The following is a 20,952-nucleotide window of genomic DNA, read 5'->3' as shown; positions in this document are numbered from 1 at the left end:
TCTTTCGACGTTTGGATCAGTTCCAGATTATCCCGAAAGTCTACGCACTTCGGTCGTTGTACTCAACGTCCCCAGCGGAAAGTGACCCTTTCGGGTAGGGGACGCACCAGGTGCATCGCCATGGGACGTGGGTACGTTACACCGAGACGGGGGTCACAGGATCCAGCCGAGCTCGCGGGCCCGCACCGCCGCCTCGTACCGGTTCGACGTTCCCAGCTTCGCCATCGCGGACGAGAGGTAGTTGCGCGTCGTCCCCGCGCTCAGGTGCGCCCGCTGGGCGATCTCGTCGACCGACGCCCCGTCGACCGCGAACTCCAGGACGTCGGCCTCGCGGGCCGTGAGCGGGGAGTCGCCGGCGCTGATCGCCTCGGCCGCGAGCTCCGGGTCGACGTACCGCCCGCCGCCGTGGACGGTGCGGATGACCTGCGCCAACGTTGCAGCGGGCACCGTCTTGGGCAGGAAGCCGCGGATCCCCGTCGCGAGGGCGCGCTTGAGGTAGCCGGGCCGGCCGTGGCTGGTGACGATGAGGGTCGCGGCGCCGGGCGTGCGGCGCAGCAGCTCGGCGGCGGTGTCGATGCCGTCGGGCCCGGGCATCTGCAGGTCGATCACCGCGACCGCGGGTTCCTTCCCCTCCGCGGCGCGGCGCTCCCACAGCGCGATCAGCTCGGTGCCCGACGCCGCCTCCGCGGCCACCGTGATGTCCGGTTCGAGCTCGAGCAGCGCGGCCACGGCCGTGCGGATCAGGTGCTCGTCGTCCGCGATCACCACCTCGATCGCCGGTGTGTCGGTCATGCCGCCTCCCACGTCGCGGTCAGGGTGAACTCGTCGCCGTCGTGCACGGCGTCCAGGCAGGCGCCCACCGCCCGGAGCCGACCGCGCAGCCCGTCGATGCCCGACGGTGCGCCGTCGCCCCCGGTCGAGGGGCCGGCACCGTCGTTGCGCAGGACCAGGCCCGAGGGGCGCAGCGTGAGGACGGCCTGCGTGGCCGTGGAGTGCTTGACGATGTTGGTGGTGCCCTCCCGGACGACCCAGGCGGCGGCCTCGTGGAGGGCGGGCGGGATCTCGTCGGGTTCGCCGATGACGCGGAGGTGGCACCCGGCGGCGGAGAGCAGCGACCGCGCGCCGGCGACCTCGGTGGCGAGGTCGATGGCGCGGTAGCCGCGGACCAGCGCGCGGGCGTCCTCCATGGACGAGACCGCGAGGGCCTTGACCTCGTCCATCTCGCCGGCGGCGCGCTCGACGGCGCCGGCCCGGGCGAGAGTGGCCGCGAGCTCGCTCTTGACGGAGATGGCGGAGAAGGCGCGGCCGACCACGTCGTGCAGGTCGCGCGAGAAGCGCAGGCGCTCCTCGGCGACCTCGAGCTCGGCCGCGAGCCGCTTGCCGTTCTCGAGCTCGGTGAGGATCTGCATGCCCCAGACGGTGCTCCGCGAGGTCCACATCAGGGCGGCCCCCACCACCAGCAGAAGGGCGCTGACCTGCCAGGCGTCGGGCCCGCGGGTGAGCAGCGGGCTGAGGACCGCGCCGGCGACGAGGACGAACCAGCGGTGCCGCACGAACGGGATCACGCCCGCGCACGCCATGAAGAAGGTCATCGACGCGGTGACCGCGGCCTCGTTCGTGTCCACGCCGTCGAACCGGGCGGCGGCCACGGTCGCCAGCCAGGCGCCCACGACGCCGGCGACGGCGAACCGCCAGGCGAGGCGCCGCTGCCGGTCGGTCGCGCGGATCGCGAGGTCGGGCTGCGCCTCGATGCCCGCGATCGAGGCGAGACCGGCGATGACGATGCCGATCGCCGGCCAGGCGCGGGTGCCGCTGATGAGGAGCATGGTGACCACGCCGACCATCACGCTCTGCAGGACGAGCCGGGTGTAGAGGCGGTACTTCTCCACACCCGGCATGTCCCGCCACCACGCCACGGCGCGGCGCAGCGGGGCGGGGATCACCCGCGGTCGTCCCAGCGGAACCACCGCTTGGCCAGAACGACTGCGATCACGGTCCATACCGCCAGTGTCGCAAGCGGGCGGCCGGTCTCGCCGAAGGTGGCGGCGAAGCCGAGCGCGGCGGCGTCGTCGGGCGCGCCGGGCGCGAGGCCCGCCTGCCCCAGCCGGATGAGATCGGAGATCGCGGCGAAGGGCGTCCAGTCGGCGATCAGGGCGAGCCGGTCGGGGAGGATCTGCCGGATGTTCGCCATGCCCACCATCGAGATCACCATGACGGGCATCGACGTGATCTGGGCGGCCTCGGCGTTCTTGGTCATGGCGCTGGTGGCCAGCGCGAGCAGCGTGAAGATCACCAGGCCCGCGGCGAGCGCGAACACCATGAGCAGGGCGTTCACGGGCAGCGGCCCGCCCGCGCCGTACACCGCGCCGGCCACGATCACCGCGCCGAGCACGGTCAGGGCGATGCCCGGCACCGCGGGGGCGGCGAGGATCTGCAGGTCGGAGGACTCGCCGGTGCGCAGGCGCTTGAGCACGCCCTCGGAGCGGCGGGTGGTGACCATCGACAGCACCGAGTAGTACTGCACGAACAGGAGCGCGAAGACCGCGAACATCTCCATCGTGACCGCCACGCCGAGCGGCTTCGGGGCCGCGTCGCCGCGGGCGAGGAAGAACAGGAGCAGCGGCATTCCGATGGGGACGACCGTGCCCATGAAGAGCAGTGTCTTGTTGCGCCGGAACTGGAGGAACTCGGCGTGCGCGAGGGCGCGCAGCGGGTGCCGGCCGTATCCGACGGCGGGTGCGGCCGGTGTGCTGGCGGCGGTGGCGGTCATGCGGGGGCTCCGATCGGATCGTCGGCGACGACGTCGTCGCTCGCGATGGTGAGGAAGACGGACTCGAGGGAGGGATGACGGGCCTGCAGCCCGGACAGCGCCAGGCCGCGGTCGGCGGCCCACCCGAGGAGGGCGTGCAGGTCGTCCTGCAGCCGGAAGGTGCGCAGGGTGACGCGGCCGGCCCCGTCGGCACCGGCGGACCAGCCGCCCGCGAGCGACGGCAGGGGCACGCCGGGGTCGTCCAAGCCGATCTCGGCGGGGTGGCCCTCGACGATCTCGCGGAGCGTCCCGAGCCGGGCGATCGCGCCGCGGTGCATGATCGCGATGCGGTCGGCGAGCGCCTCGGCCTCGTCGAGGTAGTGGGTGGTGAGCACCATCGTGACGCCGTCGCGCTTGAGCTCGTCGAGCAGCTTCCAGGTGGCGCGGCGGCTCTCGGGGTCGAGGCCGGTGGTCGGCTCGTCGAGGAACAGCAGACGCGGCTGCCCGATGAGCGCGCACGCGAGGTCGACGCGCCGCTGCTCGCCGCCCGACAGGGCGCCCACCCGGACGTCGGCGCGCTCGCGCAGGTTCACGCGGTCGAGCACGGCGTCGGCGGTGGTGGGGTTGCTGCAGGTACCGCGCCACATCTCGAGGGTCTCGCGGACGGTCAGCTCGGCCGGCAGGCCGCCCGACTGCAGCATGATGCCGGTCAGAGGGCGGACCCTGCGCCGCTCGGCGTGCGGGTCGAGGCCGAAGACGGCGAGGTCGCCGGCGGTGGGCCGGGCGAGGCCCTCCAGCAGGTCGAGCGTCGAGGTCTTGCCGGCGCCGTTGGTGCCGAGGAGGGCGAAGACCTCGCCGGCCTCGACGCGCAGGTCGACGCCGCGCACGGCCTCGAAGGCGTCGGCGCCGGCGCCGTAGGTGCGGCGCAGGCCGGTGGCCTCGATGACGGGGGCCGGGATGGGCGCGCTCATCGACGGTGCCACTTCCGCATGCCGAGCACCCAGCGGACCGCGAGGTGCAGTGCGGCGACGCCGGCCACGATCGAGGCCAGCACGACGGGCGGCTGCAGCACGACCACGACGAGAGCGATGAGGACGACCGTCGCGACGATGACGGCGCCCTCGCGGGCCCGGGTCGGGGCGGGGCCGAGACGGCAGACGTCGACGAAGAAGTCGTGCAGCCCGTTTCGGGACGGAGTCGGGTGCGGATGGTCGGGACGGTGGACGGTGTGGAGGTCGTTGGCGTTCATGTGATCAAGCTTCGCCGCGATCCGGTCCGCCCAGTAGTGCGCACTGTCAGGGCTTTTCCGCTGGTTGTCACCGATTCGCGGTGACATCTGTCATGCCGTCGGGCTGCACGAGCCCCGTGCGATCATGAATTCGTTACCGAATCTTTTCCCGGTTTTCGTCCGCCGGACGGGGAAGTGCAGCACGCTACGGCAGTGACCGCCACGACCGAACGGGTGGAGCCATCACCCAAGACGGGGCTGGCCGCCAACCTGGTACTCAAGGACAACCTGCTGTTCCTGTTGTTCGTCGTGCCGAACCTGGTGCTGCTGGCCGTCTTCACCTATCGCCCGCTGATCGACAACGTCCGCCTGAGCTTCCATGACTGGTCGCTCGCCAGCGTGGACCCGGCGCGGTGGATCGGTCTCGACAACTATCGCGAGTTCTTCAGCAAGGCGGAGAGCTGGCAGGTCGTCACCATCACGCTGATCTTCACCGTGAGCGCCGTGGTCTTCTCCATGGTGCTGGGCCTCGCCCTGGCGATGCTGCTGGATCAGAACCTCAAGGGCCGCAACCTGGTCCGCTCCGCGGTGTTCGCGCCCTTCGTGATCTCGGGCGCGGCGATCGGCGCGGCCTTCTACTTCGTCTTCAACCCGCAGTTCGGCGCGACCGCCTCGATCCTCGCGTGGTTCGGCATCGAGAGCCCGGACTTCTACCAGGACCCGGGCTGGGCGCTGTTCCTGGTGACTTTCACCTACATCTGGAAGAACCTGGGCTACACCTTCGTCATCTACCTCGCCGCGCTGCAGGGCCTGAACAAGGACCTCGACGAGGCCGCCGCGATCGACGGGACGCCGGCGTGGCGCAAGTTCTGGCGCGTCACGTTGCCCCAGCTGCGCCCGGCGACGTACTTCCTGTCGATCACCGTCCTGCTCAACAGCCTTCAGGTCTTCGACATCATCAACATCATGTTCCCCGCGGGCGGCCCGCAGGGCGGTACCACGACGATGGTCTTCGACATCTACTGGCAGACCTTCCGCAACCAACGCGCCGGCTACGGCGCGACCATCGCGACGATCATGTTCCTCGTGCTGCTCATCGTGACCGTGGTGCAGGTGCGGATGATGGATCGGGGGGACGACAAGTGAGCGGATCGCCCACGCGCACCACCGGAATGAAGGCGCTCGGCTACCTCGGCATGGCGGCCACGCTGCTCCTCGTGGCGGTGCCGGTCTACTTCATCGTGATCACCTCGTTCAAGGACCGGCCGGACATCTTCGTCTCGCCCGCGACGTGGTGGCCCCCGACCTGGTACCCCGAGAACTACAGCTACGTGACGCAGGAGATCCCGTACTGGCAGTACCTGCGGAACTCGGCGATCATCACCCTCGTCACCGGGACCATCAAGTTCGTCCTCGGCGTGAGCACCGCCTACGCGCTGGTCTTCCTGCGCTTCCCGTTCAAGAAGCTGCTGTTCCTCGTCGTGATCGCGGCGCTCATGGTGCCCAACCAGATCACCGTCATCTCGAACTACGCGCTCATGGCGGACTACCGCAACACCTTCGTCGGCATCATCCTGCCGCTCGCGGGCGTCGCCTTCGGCACCTTCCTCATGCGCAACCACTTCCTCTCGCTGCCCAAGGAGATCGTGGAGGCGGCGCGCATGGACGGGGCCGGCCACCTGCGGCTGCTGTTCCGGGTGATCCTGCCGATCTCCATCCCCACGATGGTGGCCTTCGCGGTCATCACGCTGGTGAACGAGTGGAACGAGTACCTCTGGCCGTTCCTCATGTCGGACAACGCCGCCGTCGCGCCGCTGCCCGTCGGCCTCACCCTGCTCCAGAACACCGAGCAGGGGGTGAACTGGGGGCCCGTCATGGCGGCCACCCTGCTCACCGCCCTGCCGATGCTCATCGTCTTCCTGATCCTGCAGCGGCAGATGATCAAGGGCCTGACCTCCGGCGCCGTCAAGGGCTGACCGGGACCACCACAGAAGAAACACCAAGGGAGAAACTCATGGGCGACTTCACACGGCGCGGATTCCTCGTCACCGGCCTCGCGGCGACCGCGGCGGTGGCGGCGGCGTGCGCGGGCTCGGGTTCGGGCGGCGGCTCGTCGAACTCGGGCAGCGGTGGGGGCGGCGGCGACATCACGCTGCGCTTCCTCAGCAACCACCCCGGCAGCTCGAAGGCCACCGAGCAGGCGTTGATCGAGGAGTTCCAGAAGGCCAACCCCGGCATCAAGGTGGAGCTGCTCGACGGCGGCAAGAACTACGAGCAGGTCGCCCAGAAGTTCCAGACCTCGCTGTCCGGCGGCGACAAGGCCGACATCATCGTCGTCTCCGACGTCACCTGGTTCAACTTCGCGCTGAACAAGCAGATCGCGCCCCTCGACGACCTCTTCGGCGCCGCCGGCCTCAAGCCCGAGGACTACGTCGACTCCCTGCTCGCCGACACGAAGTTCGAGGGCAAGCACTACGCGGTGCCCTTCGCCCGCTCGACGCCGCTGTTCTACTACAACAAGGACGTCTGGAAGAAGGCCGGCCTTGAGGACCGCGGCCCCAAGGACTGGGACGAGTTCGCGCAGTGGGCGCCCCGCATCCAGGAGGCCATCGGCGGCGACAAGAAGGCCATCGTGATCGCCGACGGCGAGAACTACATCGACTGGGTCTTCGAGGGCTGGAACTGGTCCAAGGGCGGCGCCTACTCCGACGGTTGGGACCTGAAGTTCACCACCCCGGAGTCGATCGCCGCGGCCAACCAGCTCAAGGACGTCATCGGCAAGTGGGGCCGCCTGGCCACCACCCCCGAGAACGACTTCGGTGCGGGCCTGGCCGCGGTCACCCTGCAGTCCACCGGCTCCCTCAAGACGATCACCACCACCGCCAAGTTCGACCTCGGCACCGCCTTCCTGCCCGGCCCCGCCGGCAAGTCGTGCCCCACCGGCGGCGCGGGCGTCGCGGTGGCCGAGGGCATCTCGGCCGAGCGCAAGGCCGCGGCGGTGAAGTTCATCGAGTTCCTCACCAACACGGCGAACACGTCGAAGTTCTCGCAGGCCACCGGCTACATGCCGGTGCGCAAGGCCGCGGTCGACGAGCCCTCGATGAAGGCCTTCATCGAGAAGAACCCGAACTTCGGCACCGCCGTCAAGCAGCTCCCGCTGACCCGCAGCCAGGACAACGCCCGCGTCTTCGTGCCGGGCGGCGGCGAGGACATCGGCCGGGCGCTGCAGCAGATCGCGACGGGTGGCGACACCGCGGCCGTGCTCGGGGCGCTGCAGAAGACCATCCAGGGCAAGATCGACTCGCAGATCAAGCCCAAGCTGCCGAAGTAATTCCGGCAAGCGCGCTTTCGTAGGAACTAGGAGTCAAGGAAGACCATGGCAACGGTGCGTTTCGACGGTGCGTCCGTCCAGTACCCGGGCGCCGAGCGGCCCTCGGTCAGCTCGCTCGACCTGGACATCGCCGACGGCGAGTTCGTCGTGCTGGTCGGCCCGTCGGGCTGCGGCAAGTCCACCAGCCTGCGGGCGCTGGCCGGGCTCGAGGCGGTCACCGAGGGGCGGATCCTCATCGATGACGTCGACGTCACGGCGGTCTCGCCGAAGAAGCGCGACGTGGCCATGGTCTTCCAGAACTACGCGCTCTACCCGAACATGACGGTGGCGCAGAACATGGGCTTCGCGCTGCGCAACGCCGGCGTCTCCAAGGAGGACACGGCGAAGCAGGTGGCCGAGGCCGCCGCGATGCTCGAACTGGAGCCGCTGCTCGACCGCAAGCCCGCGCGGCTCTCGGGCGGGCAGCGCCAGCGTGTCGCCATGGGGCGCGCCATCGTGCGCCACCCCAAGGTCTTCGCGATGGACGAGCCGCTGTCGAACCTCGATGCGCGGCTGCGGGTCTCGACCCGATCGCAGATCTCCGCGCTGCAGCGGCGACTCGGCGTCACCACGCTCTACGTGACGCACGACCAGGTCGAGGCCATGACCATGGGCGACCGCGTCGCGGTGCTCAAGGACGGCCTGCTGCAGCAGGCCGCGCCGCCCCGCGAGCTGTACGACGACCCGGTCAACACCTTCGTCGCGGGCTTCCTCGGCTCGCCCGGCATGAACCTGCTCACCGTCCCCCGCACCGACGCCGGCGCCGACCTCGGCGGCGCGACCGTGCCCGTGCCGCGCACCGTCGAATCCGGTGGGACGGTGACCGTCGGCCTGCGGCCCGAGGCCTTCGACGTGGTCGCGGCGGGCACGCCCGGCGCGGCGAAGGGCACCGTCGCGCTGGTCGAGGAGCTGGGCGCGGAGGCGCTTGTTTACGTCACCGTGGACGGTCAGGACAAGCCCGTCGTGGCGCGCGCCGACCGCGCCTCGACGTTACGAGCCGGCGAGGAGACCGGCCTCGTCCCGGCGGCGGAGCAGGCGCTGTTCTTCCACGCGGAAACGGGCGACCGGCTGCGCTGACCGCCCGCCGCGCAGGAACATCCGCCGCTGCGCCGTCGCCCGGTGCAGGTCCAGCATCGCGTCCACGGCGCGGTCCCAGGTGTACTGCTCGGCACAGGCCCGCGCGGCCGTGCGGTACTCGTCGCGCTCCAGCACCGCCCGCGCCGCCGCGGCGAACGCGGCCCCCGTGTCGGCCGCCGGAAGTCCGCACCCGTCGCGGGTCACGTCGGCCAGGGCGCTGTTGCGGGACACCACGATCGGCGTGCCGGAGGCCAGTGCCTCCATCGCGCTGAGCCCGAAAGTCTCGTGCGGGCCGGGGCAGATCGCGACGTCCGCCGCCGCGAGCAGGTCGGCGAGGGCGTCGCGGTCCGCGAGGTGCCCGGTGAACGCGACCGGCAGACCGCGGGCCTGCCGCCGCAGCTCGTCGGCCATCGCACCGTCGCCCGCGATCACCAGGCGGGCACGGACACCGTCGGCCACGAGGGCCCGCACCACCTCGATCCCGCGCGCCGGGTGCTTCTCCATCGACAGCCGGCAGGACTGTACGAGGAGGACGTCCGCACCGTCCGCCCAGCGCGCCCGGGCCTGCGGTGTGGCGCGGTCCGGGCGGAAGGTCGCGAGGTCGACGCCGAGCGGCACGGTCTCGACGTTGGGCGCCTGCACGCGGGCGAACTCCTCGCCGGCGAAGGCGGTGGTGCAGACGACCGAGTCGTAGCTGCGGGCCGTGCCGAGGTTGGCGACGTCGGCGGCCCAGGTCGCGACGCCCGACGGTGCCCCCAGTTCGATCATCCGGTCCAGGCGCTCGTGGCTGATCATGATCGAGCCGATGCCGTGCGCCTTCGCCCACGGGCCCATGCCGCGCAGCGTGAGACGGTCGGAGACCTCGAGGCTGTCGGCGCCGAGGCGGGGGAGGAGCCGGCGGATGAGGACCGGGCTGGCGGCCCGGTAGCCCTCCACCTTGAAGAACTTGCGGCCCGGGACGGTGATGCGGCGGACGCCGGAGTCGAGGACCTCGTCGTCGTGCCCGCGGCCCGCGACCACCAGTGTGACGGCGTGTCCGCGGTCGACGTAGCCCGCGCCCAGTTGGTCCACGGCCGTGCGCAGGCCGCCGGAGCGGGGCCCGTAGAAGTTCGCCAACTGGACGATGTGCATCGGCTGCATCCCGCCAGGCTGCCCGCGGGGGCGGTCGCGGGGGTGAACGGGCGGAATCCGCTGGACGAACTGTATGAACTTGTCGGTCCACGGGAGCAGAATCAGGGGCATGACCGTACGCCTGAACCCCTACATCAGCTTCTCCGACAACGCCCGTGAGGCGCTCGAGTTCTACCGGGACGTCTTCGGTGGCGAGCTCGAGATCTCCACCTTCGAGGGCATGCCGCCCGAGATGCTCCACGATCCGTCCGACGCCACCAAGGTGATGCACGGCCAGCTCACCACGGCGGACGGCTTCACCCTCATGTGCGCCGATACGCCGACCGGGATGCCGCGGAACGTCGGTGACGACGTGTCCGTCTCCCTGTCGGGCGACGACCTCGCGAAGCTCACCGGGTGGTGGGAGAAGCTGTCGGCCAGCGGCTCCGTCACCGTCCCGTTCGTGCAGGCACCGTGGGGTGACACCTTCGGCATGTGCATCGACGGCTTCGGCGTGCACTGGATGGTCAACGCCGCGGCGCCGAGCTGACCTGTCGACGAAGTCCTGCAGCCCCGTGGGGGAACGGCCATCGGTTTCCCTTTCGGGAGTTGCAGGACTTGCAGGCGGGTCGGAGGTTCGCAAGCATGTCCGGCCCGCCCTTCGACAGTGGCTTCACATGATCGACGGTGAGGACCCGATTCGTGGTGAAGGGCTTGCCGCAGACCCAGCATCCCGACCACAAGGACATGCGCGCACTGAGTAGGTCACTCGTGAACGGCACCGCTGTTGCGTTCTTCAGGCGCGCCGCCCGCCGGTGGCGTTCGCGCCGCCGGTTTTCAGGATGGGCTGCGTACCACGCGCGTTTGCGGGCATCGAGGGTCGCACGTATGGACGGATCGTCGCGATACGCCCGATGCAACGCGAGCACGCGTTCTCGATTGTCCGCGTACCAGTCCTTGTAGTACGCGGACTGCGCGGCCGCCCGACGGCGACGCTTCTCCTTGAACCGGTCGGACTGCGCACGAACGCGATCCTTCTCAGCGAATCGCTCGGGGTCCCTCGCCCGTGCTCGGCGTGCGCGTTCCGCAGCGCCTACATCAGGTTTGATTTGGCGGTACGCCCGGCTGCGCGCCGATTGGCATTGTCGGCAGAATCGATACGGCCTGGCGCGACCCTTGCGTCGATAGAAGTCGGACAGGCGTAGCTCGCGCTTACAGTCGACGCATACCTGAGTGCTATCCACGATGCCCTCGTACTCTCGGTGTTCCCGGGGCGCTGGTACTCTCGCATCGCGCCCCCCTAGCTCAATTGGCAGAGCATCCGACTTTTAATCGGCTGGTTGTGGGTTCGAGTCCCACGGGGGGCACTCGCACTTATCCTCATTCTCGCGGTCACCACTGACAGGTTTCTTCGGCCGGCCCGACGTCGCTGAGATTCAGCGAGATGTGGGCGTGCTGGAGTTCGCCGGGAGACGAGAGACGCTCGCGGCTGCGGGCCGAGTGCGGCCGCCGGGTGCGACCTCGTCCAACAAGTGCATGCAGTCGTGCATGCTGCGATGCTAGGTTGGGTGCATGAAGGTCATCCAGATCCGGGATGTCGACGAGCGGACCTACGAGGCGCTGCGGGCTAGCGCGTCGGCTGAGGGCGTGTCGTTGACGGCCTATCTGAAACGCCACCTCGACCGAATCGCCGGTGACCATGAAGCTCCCGACGCGACCGGGGCGGTCGTGATCTCCAGGGGCAGCTACGACGCCCTCCAGGCCGAGGTTCGCCGACTGCGCAAGCTGGAAGGTCGCCGGCAACTCGCGGAGAGCATCGCCGAAGGGGGGCCGGTCAAGACCTTCCGCCGCGACCAACTGGCAGAGGCCTGGGGGATCGATGCCTGATCGGCGAGTCGAGTTCGCCGGAAACACCTGGGATCAGATCGCTGCCATGCCACAGCCCTACCGCCGGGCGATCCAACTGGCGGTATTGCACCTACTCGATGAACCCATGCCAGGTCTGGCCGTTGCAGTGCCTGATCTGCCCGGCGCCTTCGAGCTCGAGTTGCCCGGAGATGGCGTCGAACTCTGGTACACGGTGCACGAAGACTCCGAGCGTGCCGAGATCGTGACCATCCACGTCGTGCGGGCGATCGACTGACTCACGGATGGACGTACTCGAATTCGCCACCGTCGACGAGTGGGAGTCCTGGCTCGATCGGCATCATGCGGACGCCGTTGAGGCGTGGCTGCGGATCGCGCGACGAGGCTCCGCCGTCCCGGGGCTGACGATCGAGGAAGCTCTCGACGGGGCGCTCTGCTTCGGGTGGATCGACGGGCAGCGCAGGTCGAACGACGCGGATTCCTTCCTGCAGCGCTACTCGCCGCGCCGCCGCACCAGCTCCTGGTCGCGGATCAATGTGGAGAAGTTCGAGGCGCTCGCCGCCGCGGGGCGGGTGCGGCCCTCGGGCTTCGCGCAGCGCGACGCCGCGCAGGCGGACGGGCGTTGGGACGCCGCGTACGAGTCCCAGCGCACCGCCGAGACGCCACCCGATCTCAAGGCGGCGCTGGCCGAGAACCCCGCCGCCGCTGCGGCGTTCGAGGCGCTGAGCCGGTCCGATCGCTACGCCGTGATCCTGACGCTGCTCAAGGCCCGCACTCCGCAGCGGCGCGCCGAGCTCGTCTCGCGGGCCGTCGCCGACCTGAATGCCTCAGGAATTCGAGTCCAGGACACGTAGACGTGCTCAGGCGCACGTCCGCGCCCCGAGAAGTCGACTTCCTGAGGTAGGGGCGACTACTTCGCGGACTTGCCCTCGGCGACCGCGCGGAAGCGGTCCAGGTACAGCGGCCAGCCGTTGGTGCCACCGATCCCGGCGGACGCCTGCTCCCAGCCCTCGCCGTGCCGGTCGAGGTGACGGTGCTCGATCTCGACCCGGGTCCGCTCCGGAGTCTCGGCGATGAAGCGGATCTCGACCTCGCTGGTCCGCGTGGGATCGGTCTCGATCCGCCAGTGCGGACTGATGTCCCAGCTGATCGTCAGCGAGTTCGGCGGATCGCACGCGAGTACGCGCGCCCAGGTGCAGATGGTCCCGTCCGTCCCCACGTCGTAGATCGTGCCGCCGACGTGCGGTTCGAGCACGGTCCTCTCGATCGGCACGGCGAGCAGGTTGTGATCGCGCGGCTTGATCTCGTCGAAGCGCTCGGTGAAGACGCGATACGCGAAGTCGACCGGCGCGTCGACGGTGATGTCGACCTGCAGTGCGGTGGGGGCGGACGATGCGGCACTCATGACGGATTCCCTTTTTCGGCGTAGGCCTGTTCGGCCAGCTGCTTGAACGTGGTCAGCGTCTGCGTCCAGTAGCCCTCGAGCTCGCGGCGCATCGCGGCCAGCCCGTCGGGCCGGGGTCGGTAGAGGCGCTCACGCCCCTGCTTGCGCACGTCGACGAGGTGCGCGTCGAGGAGGACGCGGAGATGCTGCGACACGGCGGGCCGGCTGACCGGCAGGTCCCGCGCGATCTCGGTGACCGAGCTGGGGCCCGCCGCCACCCGCGCGAAGACCGTTCGCCGGGTGGGATCGGCGAGGGCGGACCAGGGGTCGGCTGCGACGGGCACAATACGTAAGTTACTACTTACGCGTTGGGTGGTCAACGGGTCAGTACGGCGCGAGCGCGAACCGGCCCCACGCCACGAACGCGAGGGCGGCGATGAACACGATGTCGCCGGCCATGTACCCCCACTCGTTGCGGCGGAACCGCGTCGTCGCGGCGCCCGACATGAACAGGGCGAGCCCGCACGCGGCGAGTGGCGAGAGCACCGTCGCCACTCCGGTGACGGCGGGCAGGATCAGCCCCAGCCCGCCCGTCACCTTGATCGCCCCGATCGCCTTCAGGTGGGCGTCGCCGAAGTCGTCGACCCAGTGCTGGTTCGCGCCGAGGGCCCGGTAGCGATCGCGGGGGAGCGCGAGCAGGGCCAGGCCGCCGGCGGTGAAGCCGAGGGCCAGGACGGCGGTGGTGATCCACAGTGCGATGTTCATGGCGGTGTCCTCTCGTTACCTTCGCCCGTTCGGGCTCGTCACAGGTCTGACGGATCACCGCATGGAAAGGTAACGACGATGGACCGCACGACACGTACGGCGCAGTTCGAGCAGCACAGGCCGCGACTGATCGCGGTCGCCACCCGCGCCCTCGGGTCCCGCGCGGACGCCGAGGACGCGGTCCAGGAGGCGTGGCTGCGGCTGGATCGGTACGACGGTCCGCCGATCGAGAACCCGGGCGGCTGGCTCACCCGCGTGGTCGGACGGATCTGCATCGACGTCCTGCGCGCCCGTACGGCGCATCCCGAGACGGACTTCGACGACGCCGACCCCATCGTCACCGCCGACGAGGGGCCGGAGGACGTCGCCGTCGCCGCGGACGCCGTCGGGCTCGCGCTGATGGTGGTGCTCGACTCGCTGAAACCGGACGAGCGCCTGGCCTTCGTCCTGCACGACCTGTTCGCGGTGCCGTTCGCCGAGGTCGGCGCCATCGTCGGCCGTTCGCCCGACGCCGCGAAGATGGCGGCGAGCAGGGCGCGGCGCCGGGTGCAGGGTGGCCCGCGGCCGATCGCCGAGCGCCGCGAGCAACGCGCGGTCGTGGACGCCTTCCTCGCCGCCGCGCGCGGCGGCGACTTCGAGGCCCTGCTTCAGGTGCTGGATCCCGACCTCACCTGGACCCGCCGGACGCCCCGCGGCGAGGTGGTCACCATCGGCGCGAACGCGGTGCTCGAGGCGGTTCGACGGGGCGACCCGAGCCGGATCGAGGCACGCCGGGTCAACGTGAACGGGTCGCCCGGGATCCTGGTCTGGGGGCCCACGGGGAAGCCGGTCGGGCTCATGGCGTGCACCGTGGTCGGCGGCCGGATCGTCGACGTGGTCTCCCTCATCGACCCGGCGCGGCTGGCGCGGATGGACCTGCCCGCGCGGTGATCGCTTCGGGGCTGTTCAGCCGCTGTTCATCGCCGCGGCCCGAGGCTGTCGATTTCTGGCCCCTGACCAGCCGATTTGGGAACTGGGTGGAATGTGCCATAAGCTATCCCAGCTCCCAACGGAACACGGAAGCGGTGCGGAGAGCGGCTTCAAGTCGCCCGAAGCGAGCCCCCTTCGTTTAGTGGCCTAGGACGCCGCCCTTTCAAGGCGGTAGCGCGGGTTCGAATCCCGTAGGGGGTACGTCGCAAGACGAAAAATTACATATGGCCCTGTGGCGCAGTTGGTTAGCGCGCCGCCCTGTCACGGCGGAGGTCGCGGGTTCGAGTCCCGTCAGGGTCGCCATCCGAGTTCGGAAGAACTCGGCGGTGACGGTTTTACCGGCACGGCCAGGTAGCTCAGTTGGTACGAGCGACCGCCTGAAAAGCGGTAGGTCGCCGGTTCGATCCCGGCTCTGGCCACAAGCAAAACCCCCTGTTCGCAGGGGGTTTTCTTGTGCCCGGAGGATTCGGGCAGTCATCGGGGCCGGGCACTTCGTCGTGGGACCGCGGGGCGCGGTGAGTACTTCCACCTATGTCGGGACGCGCACTGCTACCGATTCGCGGTGCGCGCAGGATGGCCATGATCGATGTATGGATCAGTCCACTTGCCGCTCGCCGTATCCCGCCCCGATGCCGGCCCCACCGACGCACTGGCCGGCGTGGCGCATCGTCGACCTGGTGGCGACGATCGCCCTGTTCGTCGTGTACGCGGTCGGGGTCCTCGGGCTCCTCTACTTCAGCATCTTCTGGGTGATGGCGACGGACTCGTGTGGCGCGAACGACTGCGACTACGACAAGCTCGGCACCGCGTACGTGCTGAACGACATCGGCGGGGTCGTCGTGTACGTGGTGGCCCTCGTCGTGGCCGTGATCCTCGTGGTGCGGCGACGGCCCGCGTTCTGGCTGCCGCTCGTCGGCGGCGCCGTCCAGGTGGGGCTGTTGCTCGCCGCCATGAGCCAGCTCAGCGGAGTGACCGCGGCGTAGGCGTCCCGGCTCCCGCCCCGTCGGGGTACGTGGGTTGTCGCCGTCGCGAGAGTGATGGACGGGACGTTCGTACTGGTCACGGCTCCGGAGCTCGACCCCAGCCCTGATGCGATCAAGTGAAACAAGGGTTCTGCTCCGTACATGTACGGTTGCACGTCATGCATGCAGGCAGCAATCATGTCGTTCTCTCCGCGAAACGTCTCCGTGGGGCCAGGCCCGCGAACCGCGTGGGCCGCACGACGAAGGAACGAGCAGTGGTGGCAGTGCGACTGTATCCGGGCGACCGGGTTCGATACCTCGAGGAACCCGCCGCCTTCGGCACCCTCCTCTCCGTGCCGTACGACGAGGAGGCCTCCGTGCGCCTCGACGACGGCCGGGCGATCCGCGTCCCGGTCGACCGCATCTCGCGGATCTCGGAGCACGCCGCGTCGAAGGTCGTCGACTGAGCTGCACTACACGGTGGTAACGATCACCTGGTGATCACCGAACGAAAGAACGACGGCGCACCGCTGGGGGCTGCGCCGACCGTCGTTCGGGGGAATGCATGACCAGGACATCGAAGGCCGCCATCGCGCTCGTCGCCGCACTCGCTCTCACCGGCGGGTGCGGCGACGGATCCACCACCGCGGGAGGCGCACCGTCGACCTTCGCGGGACCGTCGACGAGCGCGTTCGCCGGGACCGGGCAGGGGAAGGGCGCTCCGACGCTGCCGGTCACCCCGGGAAGCGCTACTCGCCCGGTCACCGCCGGGAACGGGAAGTGCCTGGATCTCGGGTCGGCGACGGTCCGGGACGCCGTGGCGAAGCTCCCGTCGTTCCGCGGCAACGGCTTCACCGCCACGCGCGGCACCGACGCGAGGGAGGGCTCCTGCCCCGCCCTGATGTGGGCGCGCGCCGACCTGACCGGCGGCACGGGGAGCTCGCCCGTGTGGATCCTGTTCTTCGACCGCCAGGGCTATCTCGGCACGGCGACCAGCCGGTACACCACGTTCACCGGCGTCGTCGGCAGCACCGACGACTCGGTCGCGGTCTCGTATCGCTGGCTCAACCCGGGCGACAGCACCGCCGGCGTCTCGGGCGGGCCCGTCATCGTCACCTACACGCTGTCCGGCCGCGCCGTGACGCCCGACAAGGACGTTCCGCCCCAGGTCTTCGACGGTGGCGCCGCGTCCACGGCCCCGCCCTCCACTACAGCCGCTCCCGCGCCGGTCTCGCACTGCTCGGAGGCGACGCCCGAGACCCTGCGCGCCAACGCCGAGATGAACTGGGGCGCACAGATCGCGAAGCCCTTCACCGTGGATTCCGTCGTCTGCGTCGACGACTGGGCCACCGCCCGCATCCCGGCGCGCGACGCGTACCCCCAGAACACGAAGCTACTGTTCCGCTACACCGGCGGCGGGTGGAGCGGCGTCGCGTTCGGCAGCGGCTTCTCGTGCTCGGAGAAGGGCGTTCCGGCCGCGACGGCCGCCCGCCTCGGCTGCTAGCGCAGCGCCCGGAACTCATCGGTCAGTCGAACTCGGCTTCCAGATCGTCGGCGCGGGGGAGTGACTGGCAGGCGAGGCGGACGCCGTTGCCGAGCTCGTAGTCGTCGAGGGTGTCGTTGACCAGCATGTGCACCTCGCCGCGGCGCAGCGTGAAGGCGCAGCCGCCGCAGTTGCCCTCGCGGCACACGTAGGGCGCGTCGAGGCCCTCGTCGAGGAGCACGTCGAGCAGCACCTGGTCGCGGGGCCAGGCGAGAACGGTGCTCTCGCCGTTCAGGCCGACGGTGACGGTCGCGGCGCCGCCCGGCGATGGCGGAACGCCGGCCGGAGCCCCTGAGGGGACGGCGGCGAACGGATCGCCGGTCAGTGACGCGAAGGCCTCGCGGTGGATGCGCGCACTGTCGATGCCCGCGGCCGCGGCGGCCTCGGTGGCGCGGTCCATGAACGGGGCGGGGCCGCACAGGTACGCCGACGTCGCGGCGGTCGGCGCCGGCAGGAGAGCGGCGAGCGAAGCGGTGTCGGGCAGCCCTCGCTCGGACTCGAGCCAGTGCTCGACGCGCAGCCGGTCGCGGTGCGCGGCCGACAGTTCCGCGAGGGTCGCGTCGAAGATGACGGAGGCGCGGTCCCGGTTGGCGTAGACGAGCAGGACCGGCGCGGTGGACTCCGTGAGGGCGGCCCGCAGGATCGAGATCACCGGCGTGATGCCGCTCCCCGCGGCGAACAGCACGAGCGCATCGGGGTCGTCACGCACCGTGAACCGCCCGCCGGGGCGCAAGGAGTCGAGGGTCATCCCCGGTTTCGCGTTGTCGCACAGCCAATTCGACGCGTAGCCGCCGGCCGTCCGCTTGACGGTGACCTGCAGGTGCGCATCGAGCGCGGGGGCGCTGGAGAGCGAGTAGCAACGCGGAGCCCAGGTGGTGCCGTCCTCCGGCGTGCCCGGCACGCGCAGCGTCAGGAACTGCCCGGGCAGGTAGTCGAAGCGCTCCCCGTCGGGACGCGCGAAGACGAGGGAGACGGCGCTGGCGGTCTCCTCGATCACGTCGATGATCTCGAGCGGATGCGACGTCGCGGGCGTCGATGAATCCACGTGCTCTGCTCCTTCGTCGGGGACCCGGACGCTACCGTGATAACTGTGCCATTGACAAATGGCACGATTGCTGGTGGTGTGAATGTCATGCGAACAACGACACCGGCGCCGCCGGTCCCGTCGGCCTCGACGACCCGTTCCGACCTCGCAGCCGCGCTGACCCGCTACGGATTCGGCGCGGCCACCGGGTTGATCCCGATGAACGCGCCCGGGGTCCGGCTCGCCCGCGGCCTCGTCGCCGCGATCATGGGGGCGCTCGGCTCGACCCCGCGGGGGACCGCCGTCACCGCGGTGCGGGCTCCCGTCCGCGGCGACTGGGTCCTCGGTCCCGGCATCACCTACGGCCGGCGCGCGATCTACTACGTGCACGGCAGCGCCTACGCGATCTGCTCGGCGCGCACCCACCGCAGCCTCGCCGCGCGGCTGTCCGCCGTCACCGGGCTGCCGGTCTTCGTGGTGGACTACCGGCTCGCCCCCGAGCACCCGTTTCCGACCGCCGCGGGCGACGTCGCCGCCGGCTGGAACTGGCTGCTCACCCAGGGCTACGCGGCCGAGGACCTGGTGATCGCCGGTGACTCGGCCGGCGGCCACCTGATCTGCGACCTGCTGCTGCAGCACGCCGCGGCCGATCGCCCGCAGCCCGCGGCCGCCGTGCTCTTCTCCCCGCTCATCGACCTCACCTTCGCGCTCGCGGCGCAGCAGGAACGCGTGCGGCGCGACCCGGCCATCTCCGCCGCTGCGGCGAAGCGCCTCGTCGACCTCTACACCGCGGGGATCGATCCGGAGCACCCGCGCCTACGCCTGGACTTCCAACGCTCGGACCGGCTGCCGCCCTTCCTCATCCAGGCCGGCGGCGCCGAGATGCTCTCGGCCGACGCCCGCCACCTCGACGGGGAGCTCCGCGCGCACGGCGGCGCGAGCACGCTCGAGATCTGGCCCGGCCTCATGCACGTCTTCCAGGCGCTGCCCCGGCTCGCACCGGAGGCCGACGCCGCGCTCCTGCGGGTGCGCGACTTCCTCGCGGGGCTCGACCGCGCCGCCGCCCACACCGATTCGGAGGCCTCCTGATGTTCGGTATCGACCGACTCCTGCACCACCTCGTCCGCGACCCGATCACGGTCGGCGCGAAGGCCGTCGTCACCGGCGCCGGCAGCGGCATCGGCCGCGCCTTCGCGCTCGAACTCGCCGGCCGCGGAGGCGAGGTCGTGTGCGCCGACATCGACGAGGGACGCGCGAAGGAGACCGTGGGGCTCATCGAGGCCCGTGGCGGGAGGGCGCACGCCGCCGTCGTCGACGTCGCCGACCGGGCCGCCGTCGAGTCCCTCGCGGCGTTCGCGCGCACCGTCTTCGACGGTCCGCCCACCCTCGTGATCAACAACGCGGGCGTCGGCATCGGCGGCCGCCCCGTCGGCGACATCGGGCTGGACGACTGGAACTGGGCCCTCGGCATCAACCTGTGGGGCGTGGTGCACGGCTGCGAGCTGTTCGCGCCGATGCTCCGCGAGGCGGGCCGCGGCGGCATCATCAACGTCGCCTCCGCCGCCGGCTTCGCGGCCGCGCCGTCGATGGGGCCGTACAACGTCTCCAAGGCCGGCGTCATGTCGCTGTCGGAGACCCTCGCCGCCGAGCTGGCCGGGACCGGCGTGAACGTGACGGTGCTGTGCCCCACCTTCGTCAAGACCAATGTCGCGCGCGACGGCCGGATCACCGAGGGCAGCAAGAACCTCGCCGGCGCCCTCATGAAGCTCACGGGCATCTCGCCCGACGGGGTCGCCGCGCAGACCCTCGACGCACTCGACCTCGGCCGCCTCTACGTGGTGCCCCAGTTGGACGCGAACGTCATCTGGCACCTCAAGCGCCACTTCCCGACGCCCTACGTCCGCGGGCTGGGCCTGCTCACCCGGCTGCTCCCCGCCTCCTGACCGGACACCCTCTCCGCCACCCCGAAAGGACCGCTCTCATGGCCATGGACCTCGACAACATGCTCCAGATGATCAAGGATCGGCAGTGGGCCCTCGTCGACATCGACTGGGACGCACCCGGCGCCGAGCTCATCGACCCCGAGCTGCACGCCAAGCTCAAGCCCTTCCTCTCCGACCTGATGTGGATCGAGAACGTGGGCGCCCGCGGCTTCGCCGCGATGGCGCGCAAGGCCCCGACGCCCACCCTCAAGAGCATCTACGAGCACTTCCACGCGGAGGAGCAGAAGCACGCCAACGCCGAGCTCGCCCTCATGCGCCGGTGGGGCATGCTCGACGACGACGAGATCCCGTCGCCGAACATCAACGTGCAGCTCGTGATCAACTGGCTCGACCAGCACTCCGACGGGATGTCGCTCTCCTTCCTCGGCACCGTGATCCCCATGCTCGAGGTCGCCCTCGACGGCGCCCTCATCAAGTTCATCACCGACGAGGTGAAGGACCCGGTAGCGCAGGAGGTGTTCAAGCGGATCAACGCCGACGAATCCCGCCACCTCGCGGTCGACTTCGAGGTCATGGACATGCTCGGCCACGCGGACCTGCGCAAGCGCACCATCGACTTCGTCGGCGGATGGGTCAAGCCCTCGCTGCTCATCGGCTTCCTCAGCTACGTCCCGCTGCTGAACAAGATGCGCGACAACATCGTCGATATGGGCGTCGACGAGGAGCGGCTGTACGGCGCCATGAAGCGCTACCGCGCCGCCGGCGACCGCAGCGAGTACATCAAGCGCCTGCCCATGTTCCGCGTGGTGGCCTGGCACGGCAGCTGGGTGATCAACCGCACCAACCGGCTCTACCACGTGCCCGCGGACACGCTGGTGAAGGCGACCTCCCTCATCCCGTTCCCCCTGGTGCACCGCACGCCCACCTGGTCGCAGGAACTGACCTACGAGCCCACCGCCTGA

Annotated in this window: 26 protein-coding genes and 4 tRNA genes; 19 read left to right on the top strand and 11 right to left on the bottom strand. The window is 70.2% G+C overall.

Features of this window, described 5'->3' with window-relative positions; genetic code table 11:
* Positions 1–153: 153 nt before the first annotated feature.
* From ACM9LD_RS05000 to ACM9LD_RS04980, 5 genes are read right to left on the bottom strand one after another with little or no spacing between them, the layout of a single operon-like run.
* On the bottom strand, positions 154–792 hold the full coding sequence (locus ACM9LD_RS05000) for a response regulator (protein WP_415675660.1): 639 nt from the start codon (positions 790–792) through the stop codon (positions 154–156).
* Positions 789–1,943: a sensor histidine kinase gene (locus ACM9LD_RS04995; protein ID WP_415675659.1), complete on the bottom strand. Its 1,155-nt coding sequence runs from the start codon at positions 1,941–1,943 to the stop codon at positions 789–791. Before ACM9LD_RS04995 ends, ACM9LD_RS05000 begins: the two co-directional genes overlap by 4 nt.
* Entirely contained in the window at positions 1,940–2,770 is an 831-nt protein-coding gene (locus ACM9LD_RS04990; RefSeq protein ID WP_415675658.1) for an ABC transporter permease, read from the bottom strand. Before ACM9LD_RS04990 ends, ACM9LD_RS04995 begins: the two co-directional genes overlap by 4 nt.
* Entirely contained in the window at positions 2,767–3,720 is a 954-nt protein-coding gene (locus tag ACM9LD_RS04985) for an ABC transporter ATP-binding protein (protein ID WP_415675657.1), read from the bottom strand. The genes ACM9LD_RS04990 and ACM9LD_RS04985 overlap by 4 nt, the downstream gene beginning before the upstream one ends.
* Positions 3,717–3,998 (bottom strand): hypothetical protein, encoded by a 282-nt coding sequence (locus ACM9LD_RS04980; protein WP_415675656.1) that lies wholly within the window; start codon positions 3,996–3,998, stop codon positions 3,717–3,719. The genes ACM9LD_RS04985 and ACM9LD_RS04980 overlap by 4 nt, the downstream gene beginning before the upstream one ends.
* Before the next feature lie 192 nt (positions 3,999–4,190).
* On the opposite strand from ACM9LD_RS04980, the gene ACM9LD_RS04975 reads away from it, so the two are divergent.
* The 4 genes from ACM9LD_RS04975 to ACM9LD_RS04960 are packed head-to-tail and all read left to right on the top strand — an operon-like array spanning position 4,191 to position 8,424.
* Positions 4,191–5,123, top strand: coding sequence for a carbohydrate ABC transporter permease (locus ACM9LD_RS04975; protein WP_415675655.1), 933 nt, complete (start codon positions 4,191–4,193; stop codon positions 5,121–5,123).
* Between the two features lie 50 nt (positions 5,124–5,173).
* Positions 5,174–5,953, top strand: a complete 780-nt coding sequence (locus ACM9LD_RS04970) for a carbohydrate ABC transporter permease (protein ID WP_415675954.1) — start codon at positions 5,174–5,176, stop codon at positions 5,951–5,953.
* A gap of 38 nt (positions 5,954–5,991) precedes the next feature.
* A complete protein-coding gene (locus ACM9LD_RS04965; RefSeq protein WP_415675654.1) occupies positions 5,992–7,308 on the top strand; it encodes an ABC transporter substrate-binding protein in 1,317 nt (438 codons plus the stop codon).
* Positions 7,309–7,353: 45 nt separating this feature from the next.
* Complete coding sequence (locus ACM9LD_RS04960; protein WP_415675653.1) at positions 7,354–8,424, top strand: ABC transporter ATP-binding protein; 1,071 nt, start codon at positions 7,354–7,356, stop codon at positions 8,422–8,424.
* Here the strand turns inward: ACM9LD_RS04960 and ACM9LD_RS04955 are convergent.
* Positions 8,338–9,564: a glycosyltransferase gene (locus tag ACM9LD_RS04955; protein WP_415675652.1), complete on the bottom strand. Its 1,227-nt coding sequence runs from the start codon at positions 9,562–9,564 to the stop codon at positions 8,338–8,340. The two genes, ACM9LD_RS04960 and ACM9LD_RS04955, sit on opposite strands and share 87 nt — an antisense overlap.
* Before the next feature lie 100 nt (positions 9,565–9,664).
* On the opposite strand from ACM9LD_RS04955, the gene ACM9LD_RS04950 reads away from it, so the two are divergent.
* On the top strand, positions 9,665–10,084 hold the full coding sequence (locus ACM9LD_RS04950) for a VOC family protein (RefSeq protein WP_415675651.1): 420 nt from the start codon (positions 9,665–9,667) through the stop codon (positions 10,082–10,084).
* Here the strand turns inward: ACM9LD_RS04950 and ACM9LD_RS04945 are convergent.
* The gene (locus ACM9LD_RS04945) at positions 10,062–10,283 is read right to left on the bottom strand and encodes an HNH endonuclease (RefSeq protein ID WP_415675953.1); all 222 of its coding nucleotides are present in this window, start codon (positions 10,281–10,283) and stop codon (positions 10,062–10,064) included. The two genes, ACM9LD_RS04950 and ACM9LD_RS04945, sit on opposite strands and share 23 nt — an antisense overlap.
* A 545-nt stretch (positions 10,284–10,828) precedes the next feature.
* On the opposite strand from ACM9LD_RS04945, the gene ACM9LD_RS04940 reads away from it, so the two are divergent.
* From ACM9LD_RS04940 to ACM9LD_RS04925, 4 genes are all read left to right on the top strand, one after another.
* Positions 10,829–10,901: transfer RNA gene (locus ACM9LD_RS04940), tRNA-Lys, on the top strand.
* 205 nt (positions 10,902–11,106) lie between these two features.
* Positions 11,107–11,421, top strand: coding sequence for a FitA-like ribbon-helix-helix domain-containing protein (locus ACM9LD_RS04935; protein ID WP_415675650.1), 315 nt, complete (start codon positions 11,107–11,109; stop codon positions 11,419–11,421).
* Positions 11,414–11,677: a hypothetical protein gene (locus tag ACM9LD_RS04930; protein ID WP_415675649.1), complete on the top strand. Its 264-nt coding sequence runs from the start codon at positions 11,414–11,416 to the stop codon at positions 11,675–11,677. Before ACM9LD_RS04935 ends, ACM9LD_RS04930 begins: the two co-directional genes overlap by 8 nt.
* Before the next feature lie 7 nt (positions 11,678–11,684).
* Positions 11,685–12,254 (top strand): YdeI/OmpD-associated family protein, encoded by a 570-nt coding sequence (locus ACM9LD_RS04925; protein ID WP_415675648.1) that lies wholly within the window; start codon positions 11,685–11,687, stop codon positions 12,252–12,254.
* Positions 12,255–12,310: 56 nt separating this feature from the next.
* Here the strand turns inward: ACM9LD_RS04925 and ACM9LD_RS04920 are convergent, their stop codons facing one another.
* The 3 genes from ACM9LD_RS04920 to ACM9LD_RS04910 are packed head-to-tail and all read right to left on the bottom strand — an operon-like array spanning position 12,311 to position 13,549.
* On the bottom strand, positions 12,311–12,805 hold the full coding sequence (locus ACM9LD_RS04920; protein WP_415675647.1) for an SRPBCC family protein: 495 nt from the start codon (positions 12,803–12,805) through the stop codon (positions 12,311–12,313).
* Complete coding sequence (locus tag ACM9LD_RS04915) at positions 12,802–13,128, bottom strand: ArsR/SmtB family transcription factor (protein ID WP_415675646.1); 327 nt, start codon at positions 13,126–13,128, stop codon at positions 12,802–12,804. The genes ACM9LD_RS04920 and ACM9LD_RS04915 overlap by 4 nt, the downstream gene beginning before the upstream one ends.
* Before the next feature lie 40 nt (positions 13,129–13,168).
* Complete coding sequence (locus ACM9LD_RS04910) at positions 13,169–13,549, bottom strand: DoxX family protein (RefSeq protein ID WP_415675645.1); 381 nt, start codon at positions 13,547–13,549, stop codon at positions 13,169–13,171.
* A gap of 78 nt (positions 13,550–13,627) precedes the next feature.
* Between ACM9LD_RS04910 and ACM9LD_RS04905 the strand changes: the two genes are divergently transcribed.
* From ACM9LD_RS04905 to ACM9LD_RS04875, 7 genes are all read left to right on the top strand, one after another.
* A complete protein-coding gene (locus ACM9LD_RS04905) occupies positions 13,628–14,479 on the top strand; it encodes a sigma-70 family RNA polymerase sigma factor (protein ID WP_415675644.1) in 852 nt (283 codons plus the stop codon).
* Between the two features lie 167 nt (positions 14,480–14,646).
* Positions 14,647–14,719: transfer RNA gene (locus ACM9LD_RS04900), tRNA-Glu, on the top strand.
* 25 nt (positions 14,720–14,744) lie between these two features.
* Positions 14,745–14,821, top strand: a tRNA-Asp gene (locus ACM9LD_RS04895).
* Between the two features lie 42 nt (positions 14,822–14,863).
* Positions 14,864–14,937: transfer RNA gene (locus tag ACM9LD_RS04890), tRNA-Phe, on the top strand.
* Positions 14,938–15,015: 78 nt separating this feature from the next.
* Positions 15,016–15,501 (top strand): DUF6264 family protein, encoded by a 486-nt coding sequence (locus tag ACM9LD_RS04885; RefSeq protein ID WP_415675643.1) that lies wholly within the window; start codon positions 15,016–15,018, stop codon positions 15,499–15,501.
* Positions 15,502–15,758: 257 nt separating this feature from the next.
* Entirely contained in the window at positions 15,759–15,947 is a 189-nt protein-coding gene (locus ACM9LD_RS04880; protein ID WP_415675642.1) for a hypothetical protein, read from the top strand.
* Between the two features lie 98 nt (positions 15,948–16,045).
* Entirely contained in the window at positions 16,046–16,984 is a 939-nt protein-coding gene (locus tag ACM9LD_RS04875) for an LppP/LprE family lipoprotein (protein WP_415675641.1), read from the top strand.
* Positions 16,985–17,006: 22 nt separating this feature from the next.
* Here ACM9LD_RS04875 and ACM9LD_RS04870 read toward each other — a convergent pair whose 3' ends face one another.
* On the bottom strand, positions 17,007–18,068 hold the full coding sequence (locus tag ACM9LD_RS04870; RefSeq protein ID WP_415675640.1) for a 2Fe-2S iron-sulfur cluster-binding protein: 1,062 nt from the start codon (positions 18,066–18,068) through the stop codon (positions 17,007–17,009).
* A gap of 87 nt (positions 18,069–18,155) precedes the next feature.
* On the opposite strand from ACM9LD_RS04870, the gene ACM9LD_RS04865 reads away from it, so the two are divergent.
* Genes ACM9LD_RS04865 through ACM9LD_RS04855 form a run of 3 tightly spaced genes read left to right on the top strand, consistent with a single transcriptional unit; the run spans position 18,156 to position 20,952 of the window.
* Positions 18,156–19,136 carry an alpha/beta hydrolase fold domain-containing protein gene (locus ACM9LD_RS04865; protein ID WP_415675639.1) on the top strand — a complete coding sequence of 327 codons (981 nt, stop codon included), beginning with the start codon at positions 18,156–18,158 and terminating at the stop codon, positions 19,134–19,136.
* Entirely contained in the window at positions 19,136–19,990 is an 855-nt protein-coding gene (locus ACM9LD_RS04860; protein WP_415675638.1) for an SDR family NAD(P)-dependent oxidoreductase, read from the top strand. The genes ACM9LD_RS04865 and ACM9LD_RS04860 overlap by 1 nt, the downstream gene beginning before the upstream one ends.
* A 38-nt stretch (positions 19,991–20,028) precedes the next feature.
* Positions 20,029–20,952 carry a ferritin-like domain-containing protein gene (locus ACM9LD_RS04855; RefSeq protein WP_415675637.1) on the top strand — a complete coding sequence of 308 codons (924 nt, stop codon included), beginning with the start codon at positions 20,029–20,031 and terminating at the stop codon, positions 20,950–20,952.

Source organism: Tsukamurella hominis (genome assembly GCF_965137015.1).
Taxonomy (GTDB): Bacteria; Actinomycetota; Actinomycetes; order Mycobacteriales; family Mycobacteriaceae; genus Tsukamurella; species Tsukamurella hominis.
Note: the sequence above shows the minus strand (reverse complement) of the source record. Positions and strands in the feature narration are given on the sequence as shown.

Coding starts and splice junctions, on each gene's coding strand:
- ACM9LD_RS05000 (WP_415675660.1), bottom strand. CDS start 792: ATGACCGACACACCGGCGATCGAGGTGGTGATCGCGGACGACGAGCAC.
- ACM9LD_RS04990 (WP_415675658.1), bottom strand. CDS start 2,770: ATGACCGCCACCGCCGCCAGCACACCGGCCGCACCCGCCGTCGGATAC.
- ACM9LD_RS04985 (WP_415675657.1), bottom strand. CDS start 3,720: ATGAGCGCGCCCATCCCGGCCCCCGTCATCGAGGCCACCGGCCTGCGC.
- ACM9LD_RS04980 (WP_415675656.1), bottom strand. CDS start 3,998: ATGAACGCCAACGACCTCCACACCGTCCACCGTCCCGACCATCCGCAC.
- ACM9LD_RS04970 (WP_415675954.1), top strand. CDS start 5,174: ATGGCGGCCACGCTGCTCCTCGTGGCGGTGCCGGTCTACTTCATCGTG.
- ACM9LD_RS04965 (WP_415675654.1), top strand. CDS start 5,992: ATGGGCGACTTCACACGGCGCGGATTCCTCGTCACCGGCCTCGCGGCG.
- ACM9LD_RS04960 (WP_415675653.1), top strand. CDS start 7,354: ATGGCAACGGTGCGTTTCGACGGTGCGTCCGTCCAGTACCCGGGCGCC.
- ACM9LD_RS04955 (WP_415675652.1), bottom strand. CDS start 9,564: ATGCAGCCGATGCACATCGTCCAGTTGGCGAACTTCTACGGGCCCCGC.
- ACM9LD_RS04950 (WP_415675651.1), top strand. CDS start 9,665: ATGACCGTACGCCTGAACCCCTACATCAGCTTCTCCGACAACGCCCGT.
- ACM9LD_RS04945 (WP_415675953.1), bottom strand. CDS start 10,283: ATGTCCTTGTGGTCGGGATGCTGGGTCTGCGGCAAGCCCTTCACCACG.
- ACM9LD_RS04935 (WP_415675650.1), top strand. CDS start 11,107: ATGAAGGTCATCCAGATCCGGGATGTCGACGAGCGGACCTACGAGGCG.
- ACM9LD_RS04930 (WP_415675649.1), top strand. CDS start 11,414: ATGCCTGATCGGCGAGTCGAGTTCGCCGGAAACACCTGGGATCAGATC.
- ACM9LD_RS04925 (WP_415675648.1), top strand. CDS start 11,685: ATGGACGTACTCGAATTCGCCACCGTCGACGAGTGGGAGTCCTGGCTC.
- ACM9LD_RS04920 (WP_415675647.1), bottom strand. CDS start 12,805: ATGAGTGCCGCATCGTCCGCCCCCACCGCACTGCAGGTCGACATCACC.
- ACM9LD_RS04910 (WP_415675645.1), bottom strand. CDS start 13,549: ATGAACATCGCACTGTGGATCACCACCGCCGTCCTGGCCCTCGGCTTC.
- ACM9LD_RS04905 (WP_415675644.1), top strand. CDS start 13,628: ATGGACCGCACGACACGTACGGCGCAGTTCGAGCAGCACAGGCCGCGA.
- ACM9LD_RS04875 (WP_415675641.1), top strand. CDS start 16,046: ATGACCAGGACATCGAAGGCCGCCATCGCGCTCGTCGCCGCACTCGCT.
- ACM9LD_RS04865 (WP_415675639.1), top strand. CDS start 18,156: ATGCGAACAACGACACCGGCGCCGCCGGTCCCGTCGGCCTCGACGACC.
- ACM9LD_RS04860 (WP_415675638.1), top strand. CDS start 19,136: ATGTTCGGTATCGACCGACTCCTGCACCACCTCGTCCGCGACCCGATC.
- ACM9LD_RS04855 (WP_415675637.1), top strand. CDS start 20,029: ATGGCCATGGACCTCGACAACATGCTCCAGATGATCAAGGATCGGCAG.